The organism is Bacillus glycinifermentans, assembly GCF_001042475.2.
Taxonomy (GTDB): domain Bacteria; phylum Bacillota; class Bacilli; order Bacillales; family Bacillaceae; genus Bacillus; species Bacillus glycinifermentans.
Genome location: NZ_LECW02000045.1, coordinates 194516 through 215325, shown reverse-complemented (window position 1 = coordinate 215325; position 20810 = coordinate 194516). Strand labels below are relative to the sequence as shown.

Annotated in this window: 16 protein-coding genes and 2 riboswitches; of the genes, 9 read left to right on the top strand and 7 right to left on the bottom strand. The window is 45.0% G+C overall.

All coding sequences use genetic code 11. From position 1 onward, the window contains the following. Window positions 1-238: 238 nt before the first annotated feature. On the bottom strand, window positions 239-967 hold the full coding sequence (locus AB447_RS20425; protein ID WP_048354237.1) for a hypothetical protein: 729 nt from the start codon (window positions 965-967) through the stop codon (window positions 239-241). Window positions 968-1221: 254 nt separating this feature from the next. On the opposite strand from AB447_RS20425, the gene pepT reads away from it, so the two are divergent. Beyond that, complete coding sequence (pepT, locus tag AB447_RS20420; RefSeq protein WP_048354236.1) at window positions 1222-2457, top strand: peptidase T; 1236 nt, start codon at window positions 1222-1224, stop codon at window positions 2455-2457. A 55-nt stretch (window positions 2458-2512) separates the two neighbouring features. Here pepT and AB447_RS20415 read toward each other — a convergent pair whose 3' ends face one another. From AB447_RS20415 to AB447_RS20405, 3 genes are read right to left on the bottom strand one after another with little or no spacing between them, the layout of a single operon-like run. Beyond that, window positions 2513-3499 (bottom strand): carbohydrate kinase family protein, encoded by a 987-nt coding sequence (locus AB447_RS20415; RefSeq protein WP_048354235.1) that lies wholly within the window; start codon window positions 3497-3499, stop codon window positions 2513-2515. Then, the gene (locus tag AB447_RS20410; RefSeq protein ID WP_048354234.1) at window positions 3496-4974 is read right to left on the bottom strand and encodes a glycoside hydrolase family 32 protein; all 1479 of its coding nucleotides are present in this window, start codon (window positions 4972-4974) and stop codon (window positions 3496-3498) included. Before AB447_RS20410 ends, AB447_RS20415 begins: the two co-directional genes overlap by 4 nt. A 15-nt stretch (window positions 4975-4989) precedes the next feature. After that, the gene (locus AB447_RS20405) at window positions 4990-6225 is read right to left on the bottom strand and encodes an MFS transporter (RefSeq protein WP_048354283.1); all 1236 of its coding nucleotides are present in this window, start codon (window positions 6223-6225) and stop codon (window positions 4990-4992) included. A 428-nt stretch (window positions 6226-6653) separates the two neighbouring features. Between AB447_RS20405 and AB447_RS20400 the strand changes: the two genes are divergently transcribed. Together AB447_RS20400 and AB447_RS20395 are read left to right on the top strand one after the other, a co-directional pair. Then, the gene (locus tag AB447_RS20400; protein WP_046130056.1) at window positions 6654-7628 is read left to right on the top strand and encodes a LacI family DNA-binding transcriptional regulator; all 975 of its coding nucleotides are present in this window, start codon (window positions 6654-6656) and stop codon (window positions 7626-7628) included. 180 nt (window positions 7629-7808) lie between these two features. Further along, the gene (locus AB447_RS20395) at window positions 7809-8333 is read left to right on the top strand and encodes a chorismate--pyruvate lyase family protein (RefSeq protein ID WP_096892192.1); all 525 of its coding nucleotides are present in this window, start codon (window positions 7809-7811) and stop codon (window positions 8331-8333) included. Window positions 8334-8431: 98 nt separating this feature from the next. Here the strand turns inward: AB447_RS20395 and AB447_RS20390 are convergent, their stop codons facing one another. Beyond that, entirely contained in the window at window positions 8432-9115 is a 684-nt protein-coding gene (locus tag AB447_RS20390) for a DUF3298 and DUF4163 domain-containing protein (RefSeq protein WP_048354232.1), read from the bottom strand. Between the two features lie 273 nt (window positions 9116-9388). Then, a riboswitch (SAM riboswitch) is annotated at window positions 9389-9500 on the top strand. Window positions 9501-9571: 71 nt separating this feature from the next. On the opposite strand from AB447_RS20390, the gene AB447_RS20385 reads away from it, so the two are divergent. From AB447_RS20385 to galE, 4 genes are all read left to right on the top strand, one after another. Further along, window positions 9572-10702 carry a 5-methyltetrahydropteroyltriglutamate--homocysteine S-methyltransferase gene (locus AB447_RS20385; protein WP_048354231.1) on the top strand — a complete coding sequence of 377 codons (1131 nt, stop codon included), beginning with the start codon at window positions 9572-9574 and terminating at the stop codon, window positions 10700-10702. A 131-nt stretch (window positions 10703-10833) separates the two neighbouring features. Next, complete coding sequence (locus tag AB447_RS20380; protein WP_048354230.1) at window positions 10834-13068, top strand: ArnT family glycosyltransferase; 2235 nt, start codon at window positions 10834-10836, stop codon at window positions 13066-13068. 13 nt (window positions 13069-13081) lie between these two features. Further along, window positions 13082-14065 (top strand): glycosyltransferase family 2 protein, encoded by a 984-nt coding sequence (locus tag AB447_RS20375; RefSeq protein WP_082634683.1) that lies wholly within the window; start codon window positions 13082-13084, stop codon window positions 14063-14065. 30 nt (window positions 14066-14095) lie between these two features. Further along, complete coding sequence (galE, locus tag AB447_RS20370) at window positions 14096-15091, top strand: UDP-glucose 4-epimerase GalE (RefSeq protein WP_048354229.1); 996 nt, start codon at window positions 14096-14098, stop codon at window positions 15089-15091. A 236-nt stretch (window positions 15092-15327) separates the two neighbouring features. Here the strand turns inward: galE and AB447_RS20365 are convergent, their stop codons facing one another. Continuing rightward, window positions 15328-15735: a hypothetical protein gene (locus AB447_RS20365; protein ID WP_053071241.1), complete on the bottom strand. Its 408-nt coding sequence runs from the start codon at window positions 15733-15735 to the stop codon at window positions 15328-15330. A gap of 535 nt (window positions 15736-16270) precedes the next feature. After that, a riboswitch (purine riboswitch) is annotated at window positions 16271-16372 on the top strand. Window positions 16373-16508: 136 nt separating this feature from the next. Between AB447_RS20365 and AB447_RS20355 the strand changes: the two genes are divergently transcribed. Both AB447_RS20355 and AB447_RS20350 read left to right on the top strand, forming a co-directional pair. Then, window positions 16509-17705, top strand: coding sequence for a NupC/NupG family nucleoside CNT transporter (locus tag AB447_RS20355; protein WP_048354280.1), 1197 nt, complete (start codon window positions 16509-16511; stop codon window positions 17703-17705). Window positions 17706-17853: 148 nt separating this feature from the next. Further along, complete coding sequence (locus AB447_RS20350; RefSeq protein ID WP_048354227.1) at window positions 17854-18054, top strand: helix-turn-helix transcriptional regulator; 201 nt, start codon at window positions 17854-17856, stop codon at window positions 18052-18054. A gap of 430 nt (window positions 18055-18484) precedes the next feature. Here AB447_RS20350 and AB447_RS20340 read toward each other — a convergent pair whose 3' ends face one another. Next, on the bottom strand, window positions 18485-20563 hold the full coding sequence (locus AB447_RS20340; RefSeq protein WP_057957734.1) for a catalase: 2079 nt from the start codon (window positions 20561-20563) through the stop codon (window positions 18485-18487). Window positions 20564-20810 lie beyond the last annotated feature (247 nt).

Sequence of the window (20810 nt, the reverse complement as noted above, 5' to 3'; positions counted from 1 at the left end):
ATGGAGGGATAGCGGGGTTCGTGTCTGTACCTTTTACGAGGGATCTAGGGACTATCGGGACAACTATAGAAAAGGTTTTGAACTCGGTGATTGTAGAACCAATTCCTATCCATTAAAGAGAACTTAACTGGAAGGTGATCCAAATGAAAGTGGTTTTCTTGAGAATTTAAGGTAATCCGATAATTTAACTATCGGATTACCATGTATATTTCTTCATTGGATGACTTAAAAATTAAAACTATTCGATTTGAAGTTCTAACATTTCTATTTGTTTTTTCATAATTTGAATATCCCTTTTATTCAGTTTTGCTGGAACAACAGTCTTACCGAACTTTCCTTCTGTTAATGCAAAAATAAAGTTTTGGTGTTGGTTAAATATAGGTTCATTTTGAGAATAAAGAGATTTTTCTCCCAAATGATCTTCATCAGATTTTACAGTTGAACCCGTTTTCATCACGTTTTTATCTCCTTTTGATCTTTTTTCTTGATATTTAGTAAACTCTTTTTTCTTATTAATAACTTTAGCAAACTGGGTTGACTCGAGAAAAATCCTTGCCGCTTTTTCACAAGCATTTTGGGAAATACCGTGTTCTTTAAGTAATATGGATGGCAAGTCGTTTGGTAATACTTTTCCATCTTCATATTTGTCGAGGATCTCTTTGTAAAGACCTGGTTGATAAATAGCCTCTATTAGAGCCTTTTTATACTCCTCATTGTTTTTTTGATTAATCAACTTTTCACTCAAATCTGTTAGTTGATAAGTTCCTTTACTATTCATCAATAAACCAAAGTGACCTAGAGACGCTATTTTGCTACCGACTGCTCCGCTATATCGACTATAGCCTAATGCCTTTGTTATTGACTCTTTGTCTACTTGCATTCGGCCAAATTGATCTCTTATTAAAATTGCATTCTTTACACACATTTCAAGATTAACTCCTGGATAACCACGACTTCTCTTTTTCATAAAAACCTCCAAATGTAGTTCTACAAAATATATTAACTAAACTATATTAGGTTCACAAGAAATACAAAGATAAAATTTAAATTTTATCCTAACTTAACTCTTTTAAACAGGGTAATCTATATATATTTCTCATACCTTAACAAAATAACTTATGTATGTTATGTTAACTCTTAACCTTTAAGCGCATCTCTTACAAATCAATCCGTATAAATGATAAGATAAACATAAAACCAAGAAATGGAGATGAGGGAAGCATGAAGAAGAACAAATTGATTGAACGTCTGATTACATATGCGAAGGTCGATACGCAGTCAAACGAAAACAGTGAGACGTGTCCTTCTACACCGGGCCAGCTGACGCTCGCCAATATGCTTGTTGAAGAATTAAAGCAGATCGGCATGGAGGATGTCACGATTGATGAAAACGGCTATGTCATGGCAACGCTTCCGGCCAATACGGAAAAGCAGGTGCCGACGATCGGTTTTTTGGCTCATGTCGATACGGCGACCGATTTTACCGGTAAGAATGTCAATCCGCAAATCGTTGAACAGTATGACGGAAAAGACATCGTGCTCAACGAAGCGCTCGGTGTCGTGTTATCTCCGAAGGAATTTCCCGAGCTTGCCGATTACAAAGGCCAAACATTGATCACGACGGACGGGACGACGCTTCTGGGAGCCGACAATAAAGCCGGAATAGCCGAAATCATGACGGCGATGGAATATTTGATCAGCCATCCCGAAATCAAACACGGCAAGATCAGAGTGGCGTTTACGCCTGATGAAGAGATCGGAAGAGGCCCTCACAAATTCGATGTGGCTGCATTCAACGCCTCATTCGCGTATACGGTTGACGGCGGCCCCCTCGGGGAACTGCAATACGAAAGCTTCAATGCCGCAGCCGCGAAAATTACGTGCAAAGGAACAAACGTTCACCCGGGTACGGCAAAAGGTAAAATGGTCAACGCCGCCAAAATCGCAATGAAATTCCACGCGGGGCTTCCGGAAGCAGAAGCTCCTGAATATACAGAAGGTTATGAAGGCTTTTATCATCTGCTTTCGATCAATGGCGATGTCTCAGAAACGAAGCTGCACTACATCATCCGGGATTTTGACAAAGACCGTTTTAACGAGCGGAAAGCGGCAGTGGAAAAAGTCGCAGATGAACTGAGGGCACAATACGGAAAAGACAGCATCATCGTTGACATGAATGACCAATATTACAACATGAGAGAAAAAATCGAGCCGGTGAAGGAAATCGTCGATATCGCCTACCAGGCGATGAAAAACCTGGACATCGAGCCTGTCGTCAAACCGATTCGCGGCGGAACCGACGGCTCACAGCTCTCTTACATGGGGCTGCCTTGTCCGAATATCTTCACTGGCGGGGAAAACTTCCACGGCAAATACGAATACATTTCAGCCGATCATATGGTGAAAGCCGTAAATGTTGTCGTCGAAATTGCGAAGTTGTTTGAAGAAAGAGCATAAATACCGAAAAAAAACAGGAAGCGGCTGCAAGACACAGCAGCCGCTTTTTCTCAGATTAATCTCTATCTGCACTTGTTGAAATTAGATTCAGCACATGCTGTCTGCCCGGTGCACCGTGTATCGCTCCTTTTACAGAAGCAGTCAGGGCGCCGCTTGCATTGGCAAACTCCAACAATCTTCGGTGGTGCTTGCGGACTCGTTCACACAGCGTCTTCTGCGATACATCGAGTAGTGCCAATTCTGCTAAAAAGCCTCCGATAAAGGCGTCGCCCGCACCGGTTGTATCTGAAACAGTGACTTTAAATCCTTTATCTTCGTAGGTTTCGCCGGATTTCAAATAAATCGACGCACCGTCTCCCCCTTTTGTCAACACAACGATTTTGACATTGCCGTTAAAGAGCGAAGCAATCGCTTCCTTCTCATCATCAATATTTGTGATAAACGGCAATTCCTCAAGCGATACTTTTACAATATCCGCCAGCGGCAAAAACTGCGTGATCGTATGGCGGCAGCTTGTCTCATCAGGCCATAACGGGAGCCTGACATTTGGATCAAAACTAACAATTCCGCCGACTTCCCGGAAGTCATTGATCACCTTCATATGCGCCTGTTTCATTGGACTTTCGACTAAATCAATTGAACAAAAATGAAGCAGATCCCCTTTATGAAACCATTCAGACTGAATCTCATCTGCCGAAAGCAGCAAATCGGCTGCATTCTTCCGATAAAAATGAAAACTTCTTTCCCCGGACTTGTCTACGGATACAAATGCCAATCCGGTTTCGCCTTCTTCGCTTCGAACGATATAGGAAGTGTCAACTCCATTTTCTTCAAGAACGCTGATTAAGTAATCGCCAAAATGATCGTTGGCAACCTTCGTCAGCATTGCCGCACGGGCGCCGTATTTAGCAGCGGCAATCGCGGCATTCATAGGCGCTCCTCCGGCTACGCGTTCAAAGCCTGTGACATGTTGCAAGGGGGTTTCTTTTTGGATCGGTATAAAGTCGATTAACGTCTCACCGATGCAAAATATTCTGCTCATTTGGCTTCATCGCCTTTCCAAATATCTTTCAACGTCCAGTAAGTGAACTCTTCAACCCGTACATTGCCTTTCTCAGAAAACAGCTCCATCCCGGCTCTTCCTTCTTTAGGATATATGCGGCTGGTCATTGTCGCTTCACCATGATTCGCAAATACTTCAATAGACGATCTGTCAAGAAACAGATGCAAGGTGAGCTTCTCCTTCGCTTCAAGCCGTACGCTTCTCACACCGTCCTCCGCTTTGCCGGACTTTGAACAGTCGAGCGTCAGCTTTTGATCAACCAAGCTGTACTGGATGATTGTCTCTTCCTGATCAATCCCCCGAATCTTTAAGCCAACCGTTTCGGCACTGCAAATTGTCAAATCAAAAACGGCCATCACTTCAAGAAGCTTTTCGGCTGTCTTTATAAAATAGCTGCTGGAAATCGATTGATTGGCACATTCATGATGTTCCGATTCACGAAGTAATTTGGTCTCCTCGACGGGATTCATTAAAATTTTGTGATCATCCTTCAACGTCAATTCACGCGGCAAAGTTAAAGCCCCGCACCATCCGTCCGCTTTCGTCGGCATCTCTGACTCCCACATATCCATCCAGCCAATCGCAATTCTGCGCCCTTTGTCATCCAACAAAGTTTGCACGGCATAAAAGTCATGGCCATGGTCCAACTCTTTAAAGGAGCCATGTACAAACTCATTCGTTTCTTCATCATAGTCTCCAATCAAATAGCCCGTTTGATACAGATTTTGATATAAATCCCCATCCTCCTTTATACCCTGAGGGGAAATCAGCAAAACGTGTTTGCCGTCTAATTCAAAGAAATCCGGACATTCCCACATAAAGCCGAGATTTCCGTCGCTTTGGGCGAGGACGCCTACATATTCCCAATCTACCAAGTTAGGCGAACGGTATAAGATGACCCGCCCGACGTTCTCTTTTGAGGAATTTCCGACCACCATATACCAGTTCTCATGATGCCTCCATACTTTCGGATCGCGAAAGTGGCGTGCGCTGTCTTCCGGCGGCTCTGCAATGACAGGGTTTTCTTTCAGTTTTTCAAAGACGATACCGTCTTTGCTGACAGCTATATTCTGATTTTGGTAGAACTTGTCTTTCTCTTCATCTATCATATTATGCCCTGTATAGATTAAAGCGAGTTTACCGTTATATTCGACTGCGCTTCCTGAGAAGCAGCCGCTCTCATCAAATTCGTCTCCAGGCGCTAAAGCGATCGGCAAGTGCTCCCAATGAATGAGATCCCTGCTCTTCAAGTGGCCCCAATGCATTGGTCCCCAATTCTCATCATACGGATGATGTTGATAAAAGACATGGTACTCCCCTTTATATTGAATAAGACCGTTTGGATCATTTATCCAGTTTGCCCTGGGCATCATGTGATAGCCCATTCGGTAGCGGTGTTTCACTTTTTTCCCGGCTTTCTTCAATGCTTCTTCTGCCTGCTGAATTCTGTTCATCTGTGACACCCTCTCTTATATATGCTTTCTTTGTAAACTTTGAGAAAATTTAATGTCTTTCTTTGAGTCTAGCAAGGTGAAAATCGAAATAATGGTGAAACAAAGGACCATTGTTCCCATGATGAGATAAGTCTGGCGAAATCCGACGCTGTCGTATAAACCTCCTGCAAGCGGCGAAAAAATCGACGTGCCTACTTGGGATGCGAATTGAAAGCCGACAAGATAAAGAACGGATGAAAGACGAGTATCAAAATTAGTCGCCAAATATTTAAACATCGCAATCAGCATAATCGGCAATTCTAAAGCATGAATGAGTTTCATCGATGAAATTCCGACCGGTCCGCTGACAAGTCCGGAGCCGATAATGCGGAATGCCATTAAAAGCCCCGATAAAATCAAACTTTTTTTTGGGCCGAGCTTATTGACGATGAAAGGTGCAAGAAACATCATGCCCGCTTCAATGAATACTTGGAATGAGTTAAGGTATCCAAATATTTGGTTTCCCAAGGCCGGAGTCGGAAACAAGGAAGCGTAGTAAAGCGGGAACTGCTGGTCATAGACGCCGTATACACATGTTACGCCGATCACGTACAACATCAAAAACCAGAAGTCTTTTAAGAGAAACAGCCCTCCGACGTCTTTTAATCTGACCGAGTCTGCTCTTTCCTTTTCATTATCTGTCATCTCAATTTTTACGGAAACAATAATGACCACCAATATGACTGCTGAAACGGACGCAACCCAGAAGTTGATATTCGGATCGATATTGAACAGCTGACCTGCAAAAAATGTCGCCGCAGCCCAGCCAAGGGAACCCCACATCCTTGTTCTTCCATATTCAAATTGATATTTGCGGCTGACCTTTTCAATAAAAGTTTCAATCGCGCCGATTCCGGCGAGAAAAGCAGTTCCCAAATAAATTCCGCCGACGATAGCCCCAAGAAAGACATTGTATTGCAAAAGCGGTCCGTAGACGAAAATATAAAAGGGCCCCGTAAATACGAGAAGCAAACTGATCATAAATAATATGTTTTTCTTCAGCCCGAGCTTATCAGAGATAAAACCGTACAAAGGCTGCATGCACAAGGTAAAGATAGCGTTTACAGAAAAGATAATGCCCGTCGCAGACCCGTTCAAATTGATTTCTTGCCCTAACCAAATCGCAAACAAAGAATAGCTGGAAGACCAAGTAAAAAAGAAAAAGAAAAAATAAGCGCTTAGCTTCCAATACAGAATTTTTGAGCCTTTCATTTTCACTGCTCCCTTGACCATTATTTGGAATCCATTGCCTGTATTTGAATTTGTTCCGCCGTTCCGCATGTTCGGGCGCCTTTCTTTACACGAAAAGACGAATGTTTAACATGTCGCCAGCTTTGAATTGTCCTGGACAGCCTGCATGCGAAAACGCTTTCTTAAAAAGCCGTTTTTCACATGGACGTTTCCACGCCAGCCACTTTTTTCACCTTAATCCATCGTTCCAACAAAATTTAAAAGCGCTTTCAAATGAATTTTATGTCAACCGGTTTCATATGTCAACCGGTTGACATGTATTTTTACAAAGGTGACAAATAAGGCCTCGCGGAGATACATGGAAAACCCTTGCACATAGCGGTTCAATTCTCTAAAATAAGTGCGTGATGAGAATTGTAAGCCATTTCAATAACACAGGGGGCAAGGTCATGAAGCCTAACATTCACGATGTTGCAAAAATAGCAGGTGTTTCATCAACCACCGTTTCACGGGTACTGAATAACCGCGGTTATATCAGCGAAAAAACAAAAGAAAGAGTGTACAAGGCGATGGAAGAAATTAACTATTTCCCAAACGACCTTGCCCGCTCTTTATTCCGAAAACGCACAAATTTAATAGGCCTCATTATTCCGAACTCCAGCAATCCTTTCTTCGGGGAACTGGCCTTTCATATTGAAAGCATTTGCACACAAAAAGGGTATAAACTTCTTCTTTGCAACAGTTTAAACCGCAAGGATAAAGAAGAAAAATATTTGGAAATGCTGATACGAAATCAGGTTGACGGCGTTATCGCCGTAACGTTTAACAGGGGCATTTTAGATTATCACAAACAAAACCTTCCGATTGTCGCAATCGATCACTATTTATCCAATCATATCCCGGTAGTGGGATCAGACAACTATGCCGGCGGAAAAAAGGCGACAGAATTGCTGCTCGGAAAAGGATGCAAGCACATTGTCCATATTAATGGACCGCTCGAGCTTGAAACACCTGCAAATCTTAGGAGAAAAGCATATGAAGACATCATGAAAGAACACGGAAGGCAGCCTGTTACATATGAAGTTCCTTTTCATCAAAATTATCAAGAATGTATCTCAAGGCTCTTTGATGAACAACCTAATGCCGACGGCATTTTTGCCAGTGACGACCTTATAGCTGCTGCCGTCTTGACTGAAGCCAAAAAACGCGGCAAAGATATTCCCAGCCGCTTAAAAGTGATCGGTTACGATGGAACGGAAACGGTTCAGTCGCTGCTCCCTTCTTTAACAACCATCCAGCAGCCTATTCAATCAATATCGCAAAAAGCAATCGATATCCTGCTAAAAGCGGTCGATGGTGATTTTAACGATTTGCCGCTTGAAACCTACTTGCCTGTTAAGGTTCTGGAAGGTGAAACCACTTAATATTCACATTTTGTTACGGAGAGATTTGCAGCCTTCATCTCTCCTATACCTCTTCCCCGCTTTTTGTAAAAATAAGATAAATTTTAACTTTTTTTTCTAGACAAACCACCCTCCCTGTGATAATGTATAGTACAAGTTTTCAAAATATTCTATCTTTGTGTGGAGGTGCCATAATTGGAAATGAGCAAAGTTTTGCCTGAATCGCTTACTTCCCTTGTGAAAGAGATGCTGACCAAAACGGATGGTTCAACAACCAAGGCAATCGAAACATTGATAGGCGGCAAGGTTGATATTGAAGTTTTCCGGCAGGCCTATGTCGATTACGATCATCTGTCCGCTGAGGAAGCAAAGCTGTTTCAGCCTGATGATAAGATTTTATTCAGGACCTCCTCATTGAAACGGGGCGATGATTATTTGTCATTTAACTATGTCTATGTCAAAACAAATGCATTGCCGCACGCCGTTAAACGATATCTGAAAGAAGAACGGCTCCCCATCGGCAAAATCATTTCCGAACTGGAGTCAAGGCGTGAAATCTTCAGCACCGGTGAGTCCCTTGGGAAACACTTTACACACCTTGTGCCTGTTGCAACAGACAGGGAATACGTTTTTAAGCGATACCAGATCATCAGCGGACAGCAGTGCATCTTCCACGTCTCCGAACTGTTTGATTTAGAAAAAATCTGCAGACTGACAGCGGGCTGAATCATGCCCGTCAGTTACCGTTTTGTGAAAGGGCTTCCAAAACCTCCTCATACCTTCTCTCCTCAAAACAAAAACCCCTGCGAAACAGGGGCTGTCATTTATTGATACACCGTTTTCGGAATGGCAACAACCGGGTTTCCGGCGACATAAGGTGCGACGTCATATTGCTGGAACACGATCGCAATCCCGTCTTTTGTAAAGTGGAATGCCGTGTTTTGAAGAAGGACGATGTCTTTTTTCTTCACATCCGGGAAAAACGTGTCCTGATGCTTTTGAATGTACTTGTAAATGTATGTTCTCGTTTTATCGATTTTTGATTTTTTGTTTAATACGTCTGTCAGATAGACGCGTTTTTTTGATTTTAAATCGTAGTTGAACGAGCGGACGGCTGTATTGCCGTGCGCCCCGCCGGAGTACACGTAGTTTTTCGTCAGGATGCTGATCTTTTTGCCGGTCAGATGTTTGACGTCAAAAGACGTTTGGTATGCCGTTTGGTACCCGTGCTGTTGGCCGTCTTTTTTGTTTTTCAGATAGTCTTTGTAGGATTGGTCAATATAGTTTTTAAAGTCTTTGTTGATTTTGTTTTGCAGAGATCTGCTGCCAACGTTTTTAACCTGCGGGTACTTCAATTCCTTCACGTTTTTGTATGTATGGCTCGTCACCACCGGTTTTGTCCCGTTCGCCGCTTGAGCCGAAGGAATCGCCGCTCCGCTGTACAACATCAGCATTAATAGCCCTGAGAGCATGATCGCCGCTGCTTTGAAAAACGGTTTGCTGTTCATCATATGGCCTCCTTTTTCATTTCATTGTTATATTACCCATTTTCAAAACGGGTACACATGTAAGACTGACAGCCCCGTGAAAAAGTTTTCATTTCAATAAAAAAATTCGATCTTATTAAAATGAAACCGTATTTCGGCAGGGTTTGTTTCAAAGCGGCTGGGCATAAGCTTGAGGAATAAATCGCGTTCTTAGCGATAAATATCAAAACCCATTGACATTTTCGCAAAAAGTATTAATATTAAAATTATTATAAAAATCGCATAAAAAGGTTTTCCTTATCAAGAGTGGTGGAGGGACTGGCCCTGTGAAGCCCGGCAACCGCTGTCTTTTTGACAGAATGGTGCTAATTCCTTAAGAGTACGGCTGTGCTCTTGAAGATAAGGAGGAGATTGTCTGCCAAGCTCTTCCTTATCGGGAAGAGCTTTTTTATGTTAATTCAGAAAGAGGGATGAAGCATGACACAATCAACCGATGTATTGCAGCAAACGCCAGGAAGAAAAATAGGACCGTTCAGGGCGGATCAGGTGGGCAGCCTGCTCAGGTCTGAGCCTGTTAAAAAAGCGCGCCTGCAAAAAGCAAACGGCGAAATTACCGCGGAACAATTGCGCGAAGTCGAAAACGAAGAGATCAAGCGCATTGTCGAAAAACAAAAAGAAATCGGCCTGAAAGCCGTAACGGACGGCGAATTCCGCCGCTCATGGTGGCATTTCGATTTTCTCGAAGGTCTTGACGGTGTTGAAGGCTTTGTAGCGGACAAAGGAATTCAATTTCACAATGTCGTGACGAAACCGCGCGGTATTAAAGTAACCAGCAAAGTCGACTTTACAAACCATCCGATGCTGGAAGATTATAAGTTTCTTCATAGTATTGCAGGAACGCATACACCGAAAATGACGATCCCTAGCCCGAATATGCTGTTTTTCAGAGGAAAGCTGGAAGAAAGTCCGTACGAGGATCTTGATGAGTTCCATCACGATGTGGCGCAGGCTTACAAAAAAGCGATCCGCGCGTTCTATGATGCCGGCTGCCGCTATTTGCAGCTTGATGATACGGCCTGGTCCGTATTTTTCTCAGAAAAGGGACATGAGCAAATCAAGGCGTTCGGCCGCCAGCCTGATGAGCTGCGCCAGTCCTTCGCCAATACGATCAACGAAGCAATCGAAGGACGTCCCGATGATTTGACTGTCACAATGCATATTTGCCGCGGAAACTTCCAGTCAACATGGGTGGCAGAAGGCGGATACGACGCTGCGGCTGAAACGATTTTCGACGGACTGAACCTTGACGGGCTCTTCCTTGAATTCGATGACGAGCGCTCCGGCGGCTTCGAACCGCTTCGCTTCGTGAAACGGAAAGACCTGCAAATCGTCCTCGGTTTAATTACATCTAAATTCGGCGAGCTTGAAAACCCGGATGATATTAAGCGGCGCATTGAAGAGGCGTCCCGCTATGCCGATCTGAACCAGCTGTGCTTAAGCCCGCAGTGCGGCTTTGCTTCAACGGAAGAGGGCAACCTGCTGACCGAAGAACAGCAGTGGGAAAAACTGCGTCATGTGATCGAAATTGCCGAAGACGTTTGGAAATAATGACATGTTTCAAGCCATACCTGATATCAGGTATGGCTTTTTTTATGTCCTCTTTTAAAAATCCTTCTTGATTTGTTCATAGTTTGATCATATTTGGCTTCTATAATGCTTGTTAGTGAGGTGATCGAATCATGATAAAGAAAAGGAAAATTGATATATTCCTAGTTCTCATTCTCTTATTATCCGCAGCGCTCAACCTGTACGGCATCTGGAACAGCGATACAGACAACGCCTACTACACGGCAGCCGTTACGAGTATGACGCAAAGCTTTCACAACTTCTTTTATGCTTCTTTTGATCCGGGAGGTTTTGTAACCGTCGATAAACCGCCGGTCGCACTATGGGTACAGACGCTTTTCGCGCTTGTGTTCGGCGTGCACGGCTGGAGCGTTGTGCTTCCCGAAGGAATTGCGGAAGTCGTTTCCGTAGCACTGCTCTACTTCATTGTAAAACCTACTTTCGGAAAAGCGGCAGCAAGAATTTCCGCACTCGTTATGGCGTGTACACCGATTGCCGTTGCTGTCAGCCATACAAACAATGTCGACAGCATTCTCGTCCTTTGTTTGATGATTGCAACATGGATGCTGTTTAAAGCAGTCCGCACAGGAAAAATATCGTGGCTGCTCGCATCCTTCTTCATGGTCGGTGTCGGCTTTAACGTCAAGATGCTGCAAGCGTACATGGTGTTACCTGCATTTATGCTGTTTTATCTGTTTGCAGCAAAGACGACGATTCGCAAAAAAATTGTGTCTCTGATTACATCGGTCATCGTTCTTGCGGCGGTTTCCGTATCATGGGCAGTCGTCGTTGACAGCCAGCCGGAAAGCTCGCGGCCTTATATTGGCAGCAGCCAGACGAACTCTGTCCTGGAGCTCGCCTTCGGCTACAACGGAGTCCAGCGTCTGACGGGACAGTCCGGAGCAGGCGGGGGCAAAGCAGCTTCCGATCAAACACAAAAGAAATCGAACCAAGAGCAGCAAAGCGGCACGTCCAGTAGCAGTTCATCTTCCTCAAACGGACAGATGACTCCGCCAAGCGGCGGCGAAATGCCTTCAGGCGGTCCGGGCGGCCAGACGGGCGATGTTCAAAAAGGCGGCGGCGGTCCCGGAGGCGGGGGCAACGGTGCAGGCTCTTTCGGCACAGGTACACCGGGACCTCTGAGATTGTTCCAATCTGAGCTTTCAGGTCAGGCAAGCTGGCTGATTCCGTTTGTATTGTTCGGCATCATCGGCTTACTGATCACAGGTCTTCGCGGTCAAAGAAAATTCAATGATACAACGAATGAAACGATTTTCTGGACGATGTGGCTTGTCCCTGTCGCTGCCTTCTTCAGCATCGCCGGATTCTTCCACCACTACTACCTGATCATGCTGGCGGCACCGATTGCAGCCTTGTCAGGTGCGGGTTGGACGGCACTTGTTCGACTTTATCAGGAAGAAAGCGGCTGGAAAAAATGGCTTTTGCCAATCGGCGTTTTGCTGACAACCGCGTTTGAATTATATATCTTCAGCCCTTATCTCAGCGACATCGGAATCGGCTGGAGCATTCTCATCGGCGCTTTCGGAATCGGCACAAGCTGTCTTCTCTTCTTCTTTGCCAAAAAAGGAAAGTCATTCAGCTACTACGTTTCGCTTGCAGCGCTTCTCGGCATGCTGATCGGTCCTTTCTACTGGACGACGGTGACTCTCGCTGACGGAGTGAACGGCATGATCCCGCAAGCCGGGCCTAAATCGGCGCAATCGTTTGGAGGAGCCGGCGGCAAGATGCAAATGAAAAACGGTTACGGACCTCCGGGATTTGACGGCCAGGAAGGCCAGTCAGACAGCAGCCAAAGCGGCAATGGCGCACCGCCTGACATGAATTCCGGCCAAAACGGGCAGGACAATGACAGCGCCGGCAGCAGCGCCGGCCAAAACGATCAAACCCAGCAAGGCAGCAGCTCTGATCAGAAAAAGCAAATGAGATCAGGCGGAATGGGCGGCGGCGAATCAGTCAATGAAGCCCTCCTGTCATACCTGGAAAAGAACAATACCGGAGAAAAATACTTATTTGCAGTCTCCAGCGCAACTTCTGCTCAATCTTACATCATCAAAACCGGCAAAGCGGTGATGGCGATGGGCGGATTTTCCGGCAGCGACCCGATTTTGACCGTGAACAAGCTCGAAAAGCTCGTCAAAAACGGCGAAGTCAAATACTTCCTGATCGGCGATGACAAAGGAATGCAAAGCTCTGACATTACAAATTGGATTAAAAAGCACGGCAAAAAGATTTCCGAGAGCAAGTGGAACGGCTCGTCTTCAACGAGCAAATCACAAGCAATCGGACCGGGAGGAAACCAGACTCTCTATAAAGTGGAGTTAGACTGATAAAGGAAGGGTGATGAAGGTGCAGAAAGAAATCACATTTTCAATCGTAATCCCTGTCTATAATGAGGCAGAGGTTCTTCACAACACTTATGACAGACTCAAAAACGTCATGGATTCAACCGGTGAAGCCTATGAGCTGATTTTTGTAAATGACGGCTCCAGCGACGACAGCATTCATATGCTGAAGTCGCTGGCAAACACTGATCCGGCCGTAAAATGCCTGAATTTCTCAAGAAACTTCGGACACCAGATAGCGATCACCGCAGGAACGGACTACGCAGCGGGAAAAGCGATCGTCGTCATTGACGCGGATTTGCAGGACCCGCCCGAACTGATTTTGGAAATGGCGGAGAAATGGCGTGAAGGCTATGACGTCGTTTATGCCGTCCGGACGAAGCGGGAAGGAGAAACGTTTTTCAAAAAACAGACAGCCTCCATGTTTTACCGCACCCTGAGAAAGCTCACGGATGTTGACATCCCCGTCGATACGGGAGACTTCAGGCTCATGGACCGCAAAGTCGTCAAAGAACTGAACAAATTGAAAGAGAAAAATCCGTTTGTACGCGGACTCGTCAGCTGGCTCGGCTTCAATCAAACGGCCGTGTACTATGAACGCCGCGAACGGCTCGCCGGCGAAACGAAGTATCCGCTCAAGAAAATGCTGAAGCTTTCGCTGGACGGAATTACATCGTTCTCCTTCCAGCCGTTAAAACTGGCGAGCTACTCAGGAATCGTGCTTTCCGCGATCGGCTTTATATACGCCTTTATCGTCGTCTGCCTGAAGCTGTTCACGACAAGCACCATTACCGGCTGGTCTTCGATGATCATCCTGCAATGCTTGTTCAGCGGATTTATCCTGATCATCCTCGGAGCGATCGGCGAATATATCGGACGGATTTATGACGAAGTCAAAGACCGGCCGCTTTATATCATAGACGGAAAATACGGATTTGAAGAAAAGAGACAGGCAGCCGCCCCTCAGCGGCATATCATGTAACAAAAAAGAGATACAAAAGGAGAGATTTCGATGAGCATACTCGTTGCCGGAGGAGCCGGCTATATCGGCTCCCACGCCGTATACACGTTAATTGAGAAACATGAAAAAGTCGTCGTTGTCGATTCCCTGGCAACAGGGCAAGCGGAAGCCGTCCATCCCGAAGCCGTTTTTTATCAGGGAGACATCAGGGACCGGCATTTTCTCAAACAGGTATTCGCCAACGAGGACATCGAAACCGTCATGCATTTCGCCGCCACTCCGATTTCCTCGAAGTCAGACAGCGTGTTTGCCTCCTTTAACGAAAACATCACAGGTATGGAAACGCTGCTTGCGGTCATGAAGGAATTCGGCGTCGGCCGGATCGTCTTTGCTTCAAGCGCCTCTGTTTACGGGAACGCCAAAGACGGTCCGATTACAGAGGAAACAGAGCCCCGGCCCGTACACCCGCACGGAAAGGCAAAATGGACGATGGAGAAAATGCTGATGGAAGCCGAAAAAGCGTCCGGACTGAAATATGTCATTCTTCGCTCTTTCAATGCGGGAGGCGCGCTTCTGGCCGACGCCGAAGACAGCGATACGCATCTGATTTCAAATGTTCTTCGCGCCGCGCTCGGACAAAAACCTTTTATATCTTTATCATACGACGGCCACACGGCGGCAGAAGGGACATGCATCCGCGACTACGTCCACGTCCAGGATTTGGCGGAAGCCCATGTGCTCGCTGTCAGCCATTTGAGAAAAGGCGGCGAAAGCCGGACATTCAACCTCGGGTACGGAGAAGGCTATTCCGCCGAACAAGTCATCCAGGCCGCCCAATACGTTACAGGCATCAGCCTGATCAACATGCGTTACGCAGAAGGCAGCGGCAGCGCTCCCGACACGCTGATCGCTTCCTCCTCCAGAGCCAGGAAAGAGCTGGGCTGGACCCCCAAGCACAACAGCCTGATCGCGATTATCCGCGACGCCTGGAACTGGCATTCTGCCAATCCGAATGGATATGGAGCGCGGCGGGTGAGGCAGGGTTGAAAATGCCGGGAAATGTGAACTGCACCTTAGCCGCTGTCTAAGGTGCAGTTTTTTTACGGTCTCTTCATCATGTTGTCGAATAACTTACGATATGATTCACACTCTGTACTTTCGGAAAAACAGACAGGTAACCTTTTAGTTTCCCAGACTGTATTGTCTTATTTAACTTTTTTCTCTTACTATATGATGTTTTGAGAAAAATGAGAAAAGGCCTGAACAAAAACTCTTCAGTCCCGCTAGTCGTCAATTCCTAAATCAACTAAGTAAGCGGTTGGCTGTTTTTTGTTTTTTTGTAAATCGATCAATACATTAACAGAGCCTGCTGTACCGATTGTCTTCCCATGATAGGAAATATACAAAACTACATAATCTTCATTAAAATATTGAATATTAGCTATCCTTGCATCGCCCGCATCAAAACCCATCTCCTTCGCAATTTGTTTGAAGTCAATCTTAAATTGAGCTTCATATTTTTCATTTCCTTTTAGATAATTATCCACTGTTTGTATCTGTTGAATACCAACAGGCATTACATTTGTTTCTTTTTCTTTAACTCCGTTAATATAAACATATTTACCGTCTTCGCTTAAATAATCATCTTTATTAATATCAATTAATCGATTGGTCCTTTTATCTAAAATCATATCATCAAAAAATAAAAGCGAATATCTTCCCGATTTGTCTATCTCGGAGAATAAATCATAGTAATCTTTTAACTTTCCTGTTGCTAATGTGTTTTGTAGTTTTTCTTTAGTGATAACAGCCGACTCAATATTTGTTAAGTCTTGCGTTATGAAAAGTCCTATTGTGCTATTAATAGGATCTTTGCTAAAATCTTGAATTTCCAGGGGGAACTTAGGAGTGTATCATTGAGACGGAGTAATGAAAAACGAATGATAAGATTCATCGTTTGGGCGGGGACTTTCAGTAAGGGACAGGAAATGCTTCTGTTCTTGCCGCTTCTTCCGCCAAACTCAAATATCGCAGTTATTGGGACGCCTAGATCTGTCATTCCTCCAATTTAAATGGATATAAGCCATGGTCAGATGAAGCACGGATAAAATCAACAGTCAAAATGGCGGCTTTTTTGTATATGTCACAGGAGTATTGGAAATAATTTATTATTGTGAAAATATAATGGCGGGTTGATTTTTAACGGTTGTCGGGATAAAATACAGTCAAAATAACAAATAGCATTCTTGTATATAATCAGTAATAGGGTCTGATTGTTTCTACCTAGCAACCGTAAATCGCTAGACTACAAGAAAGTTTGATAGATTTGAACACGAAAATAGGACGGTTTCGCCATTCCATCTATTTTACGTCAGCTCTTATTTTTCATGCTTTCTGTATTGTCAGAATCTATGAAAAAATAAGAGCCTTTTTATTTTCAAAAAATATTTTGGGAGTTGGGATCATGTATTTTTTAATTAATATTTTGGGTATTTTTGTCGTCATGGCCGTTGTTTTTTTATGTTCCCCGCAAAAGAAAAAAGTAAAGTGGAGACCGATCCTTTCTCTCCTTGTACTTGAACTGTTGGTAACATGGTTTATGCTCGGGACGAAGATTGGCGGCTCTGTCATTAACGTAATCGCCTCATTCTTCTCTTGGCTGATAGACTGCGCGAAAGACGGCATCGCGTTTGCTTTTCCGTCCGTGATGAGCAATCCGACGGTCGACTTTTTCTTCAGCGCCTTGCTGCCGATTATTTTTGTCGTCACATTCTTTGACATTCTGTCTTATTTTGGCATCCTGACGTGGCTGATCGATAAGATCGGCTGGGTGATTTCAAAAGTATCCAAGCTTCCTAAATTGGAAAGTTTCTTTTCGATTCAAATGATGTTTTTGGGCAACACGGAAGCGCTGGCCGTCATTCGTCAGCAATTGTCCGTGCTAAAGACAAACCGTCTATTGACGTTCGGCATCATGAGCATGAGCAGCATCAGCGGTTCGATCATCGGCTCTTATTTGGCGATGGTTCCGGCCACATATGTATTTACGGCCATTCCTTTAAACTGTTTAAACGCGTTGATCCTGGCGAGCATTTTAAACCCGGTCGAAGTTAAGAAAGACGAAGACATCATTTACGTGCCGCCGAAGGAAGAAAAGAAGGACTTCTTCTCAACGATTTCCAACAGCATGATGGTCGGCATGAACATGGTAATCGTCATTTTGGCGATGGTCATCGGATATGTTGCGTTAACGTCATGCGTAAACGGCATCTTAGGTCTGATCATGCACGGCTTGACGATCCAAAAAATCTTTTCGTACATCTTCAGCCCGTTCGCGTTCTTGCTCGGTTTATCATGGAATGACACGATGTATGTCGCACAGCTGATGGGCATGAAGCTTGCCACAAACGAATTTGTGGCGATGATGGATTTAAAAACGCAGTTACAATCGCTTCCGCCGCACACAGCCGCGGTCGCAACGACGTTTTTAGTCTCCTTTGCTAATTTCAGCACCGTCGGCATGATCTATGGAACATATAACTCTTTATTTAAAGAAGACGAAAAATCTGCGGTTATCGGTAAAAACGTCTGGAAGCTGCTTGTCAGCGGAATTGCCGTCTCACTGTTGAGCGCAGCGATTGTCGGGTTGTTTGTGTGGTAATTCGATTAAAGGTTAAAAACTTGCCATTTAGTTGGCAAGTTTTTTTTGCGGCAAAAAGTAAAGGAACCTTTACAATTATTTAAATTTCCAATATAATGAGGGCAAGGTTGTAAAGCACCCTTTACAGTTATATGGAGGGCATCTTAAATTGAAAAACAAATTAGCGGAGTACCGAAAAAATAATAAATATTCTCAAGATAAATTAGCTGAAATCCTTGGAGTAAGCCGGCAAACGATTATTTCAATTGAAAAAGGCAGGTATAATCCGTCTCTGCCTCTTGCGCTTCAAATCGCGCGTACTTTTAATACACAGGTGGAGAGCATCTTTTTTTTAGATGATGAGCAGTAAAAACGTTATGAGGAGGATCATACATGACATATCGAAAAAGTTACAATATCATTGGAGGATTATTTGTATTTATATTTGTTGCTAAAGCGTTCTTTGGAATAGCCGCTGGTTCCTTATCCTGAGCTTTTATGTGGGGTGCATTATCCTTTTTAAGTTTTGCTCAAGGCTACCTCTACCCGCAATTCGAACAAAAGGATGAAAGAGCACAACTCATCAGACAAAAAGGAATGCAGTATTCCATGATCGCATTATCTGTGTATTTTCTTGTACTTATATTCGGAATGCAGCTGGGCTTTTTTACATTGGCGGCATTTGATATTTTACGTATTTTGGTTTCCTTGCAGATTATCACGTTATTTTCTTCGTGGATGATTCTATCCAAAAAGTTTTGATTTAAAAGAGCAGGCTCCTAAGTGCCTGCCCCTTTTTTTTATACCGTCCTCTCCCAATGACGGTGCATACCGACCGCTTCGATCAGCTCTTTACTGAATGCATCGAGCGCATCGCCGCTGGCCGCCGTTACGATGCCGGGCTCTGAGAGCGCACGGATGCCGGCCGCGGACGTCAGAAGGTCAACTCCTTCGCTTGCGGCTCCGATCGCTTTAAAATGGCTGAACGCTTCATTGATGAAGTCCAACGCGGCCTTTTGTTTCTTCAGCCGTTCAATGCTGTCTTTGCCGCCTGGAATATAAACGGCGTCATACAGCACAGAATCGGCGGTCTGCAGTGTATTTCCGGCTTCGATTTCTTTGCCGTTGTCTCCTCTCACTGCGCCTAAATGCGAGCTGATGACATCGGGAACAAGCCCGGCTTTAAGGAAGGCTGTGAGGACCCGGATAACTTCGGAATGGTTGAAGCCGTCTTCGGCTAAAATCGCAACCGTTCTTGTCAGCGGTGATTTCCTCGTGTTCTCCTGGCTTAGTGCCGGGGATTTGAGCGTCACTTTTGAGCTTTCATCTTTTTCAGGCGGCTTCACGCCGACTCCGGCAGCCATTTGTTTCGCCAGTTTCCGGTCGACCTTGTTGAACATCTCGACGACCTGCTTGCGAACGTCCTTGCTTTTGACTTTTCCGACCTCAAAACGGAACGCCGATACAATATGTTCTTTTTCGACCGGAGACATACTGTTCCAAAAAAGCTTCGCCTGAGAAAAATGATCTTTAAAGCTGTCGCTGCGCCGGCGGATTTTCCGGCCTTCGACTTTTTCCTGATAATGTATATATCCGCCTTCCTCTTCAGAAGCAGGGGCGGGATCGTTCTGCTGCAGCGAATTTTTATGATATGCGACAGGGCCGGTATTGATCGTCATGCGGTGATAGCCGTCATACTGGTTGTTGTGAAACGGGCAGACCGGCCTGTTGATCGGAATTTCGTGAAAGTTCGGGCTGCCCAAGCGGATCAGCTGTGTATCGGTATAGGAAAACAGCCGGCCCTGAAGAAGCGGGTCGTTCGTAAAATCGATGCCCGGAACGACATTGCCCGGGTGGAACGCCGCCTGTTCCGTTTCCGCAAAGACGTTGTCCTGGTTTCGGTTTAACGTCATTTTCCCGATGATCCGAACCGGAATCATCTCTTCCGGCCACAGTTTCGTCGGATCGAGGATATCAAAATCAAACTTAAACTCGTCTTCTTCATCGATCATTTGTACGCCAAGTTCGTATTCTGCACCGTCTCCTCTTTCGATGGCTTCCCACAGATCGCGCCGGTGAAAATCCGGATCTTTGCCGGCTATTTTTTGGGCTTCGTCCCAGACAAGCGAATGGACGCCCAGCACCGGCTTCCAATGAAACTTCACAAAACGGGCTTTGCCTTTATCATTCACGAATCTGAACGTATGAACGCCAAAACCTTCCATCATCCGATAGCTGCGCGGAATCGCCCTGTCCGACATCGCCCACATGATCATGTGCGCCGTCTCCTGATTGTTGGCGACAAAATCCCAAAAGGTATCGTGCGCCGTGGACGCCTGCGGGATTTCATTGTGAGGCTCCGGTTTAAAAGCATGCACCAAATCAGGAAACTTAATGGCATCCTGGATGAAAAAAACGGGGATGTTATTGCCGACGAGGTCGTAGTTCCCTTCCTCCGTATAAAATTTCACGGCAAATCCCCTGACATCGCGGACGGTATCGCCTGACCCCCTTGAGCCTGCAACCGTCGAAAACCGGACGAAGACAGGCGTTTTCACAGAAGGATCCTGAAGAAATTTCGCTTTTGTATACTTTGTCATCGGTTCGTACACCTGAAAATGGCCATGCGCTCCGAATCCCCTCGCGTGAACGACGCGCTCCGGAATCCGTTCATGGTCAAAGTGGGTGATCTTTTCCCTAAAGTGGAAGTCCTCCATCAGCGTGGGGCCGCGCGTCCCGGCCTTTAATGAATGCTCATCCTCAGATATGCGCACACCCTGGTTCGTCGTCATTTTTTTGCCGCGGTTGTCGGTCCGGTAGTATTCAAGCTGTTCATCCTTGCTGTTTTCATCGACCTTGCGGCGTTCATCCTTACTCATGACAGCTCCCTCCCGTTTTTTGTTTCATGCGGATTCTTTTAGGATGCTGTTTTATGATATACCCTGTTTTGAAGTTTCATAAACTTGAAGATGCGGGCAAAAGATTCAATTGACAGCAAATCGTATTTGTGTAAAATTAGAAATAATTATTTAGATAATTCTAAAATTTATTACACTGACTTTTGCAAACGCTTTCTTTAGGGGTTCTTTTAATAAAAGGCTTCATACGGCTTTTAAAAAGAAAACA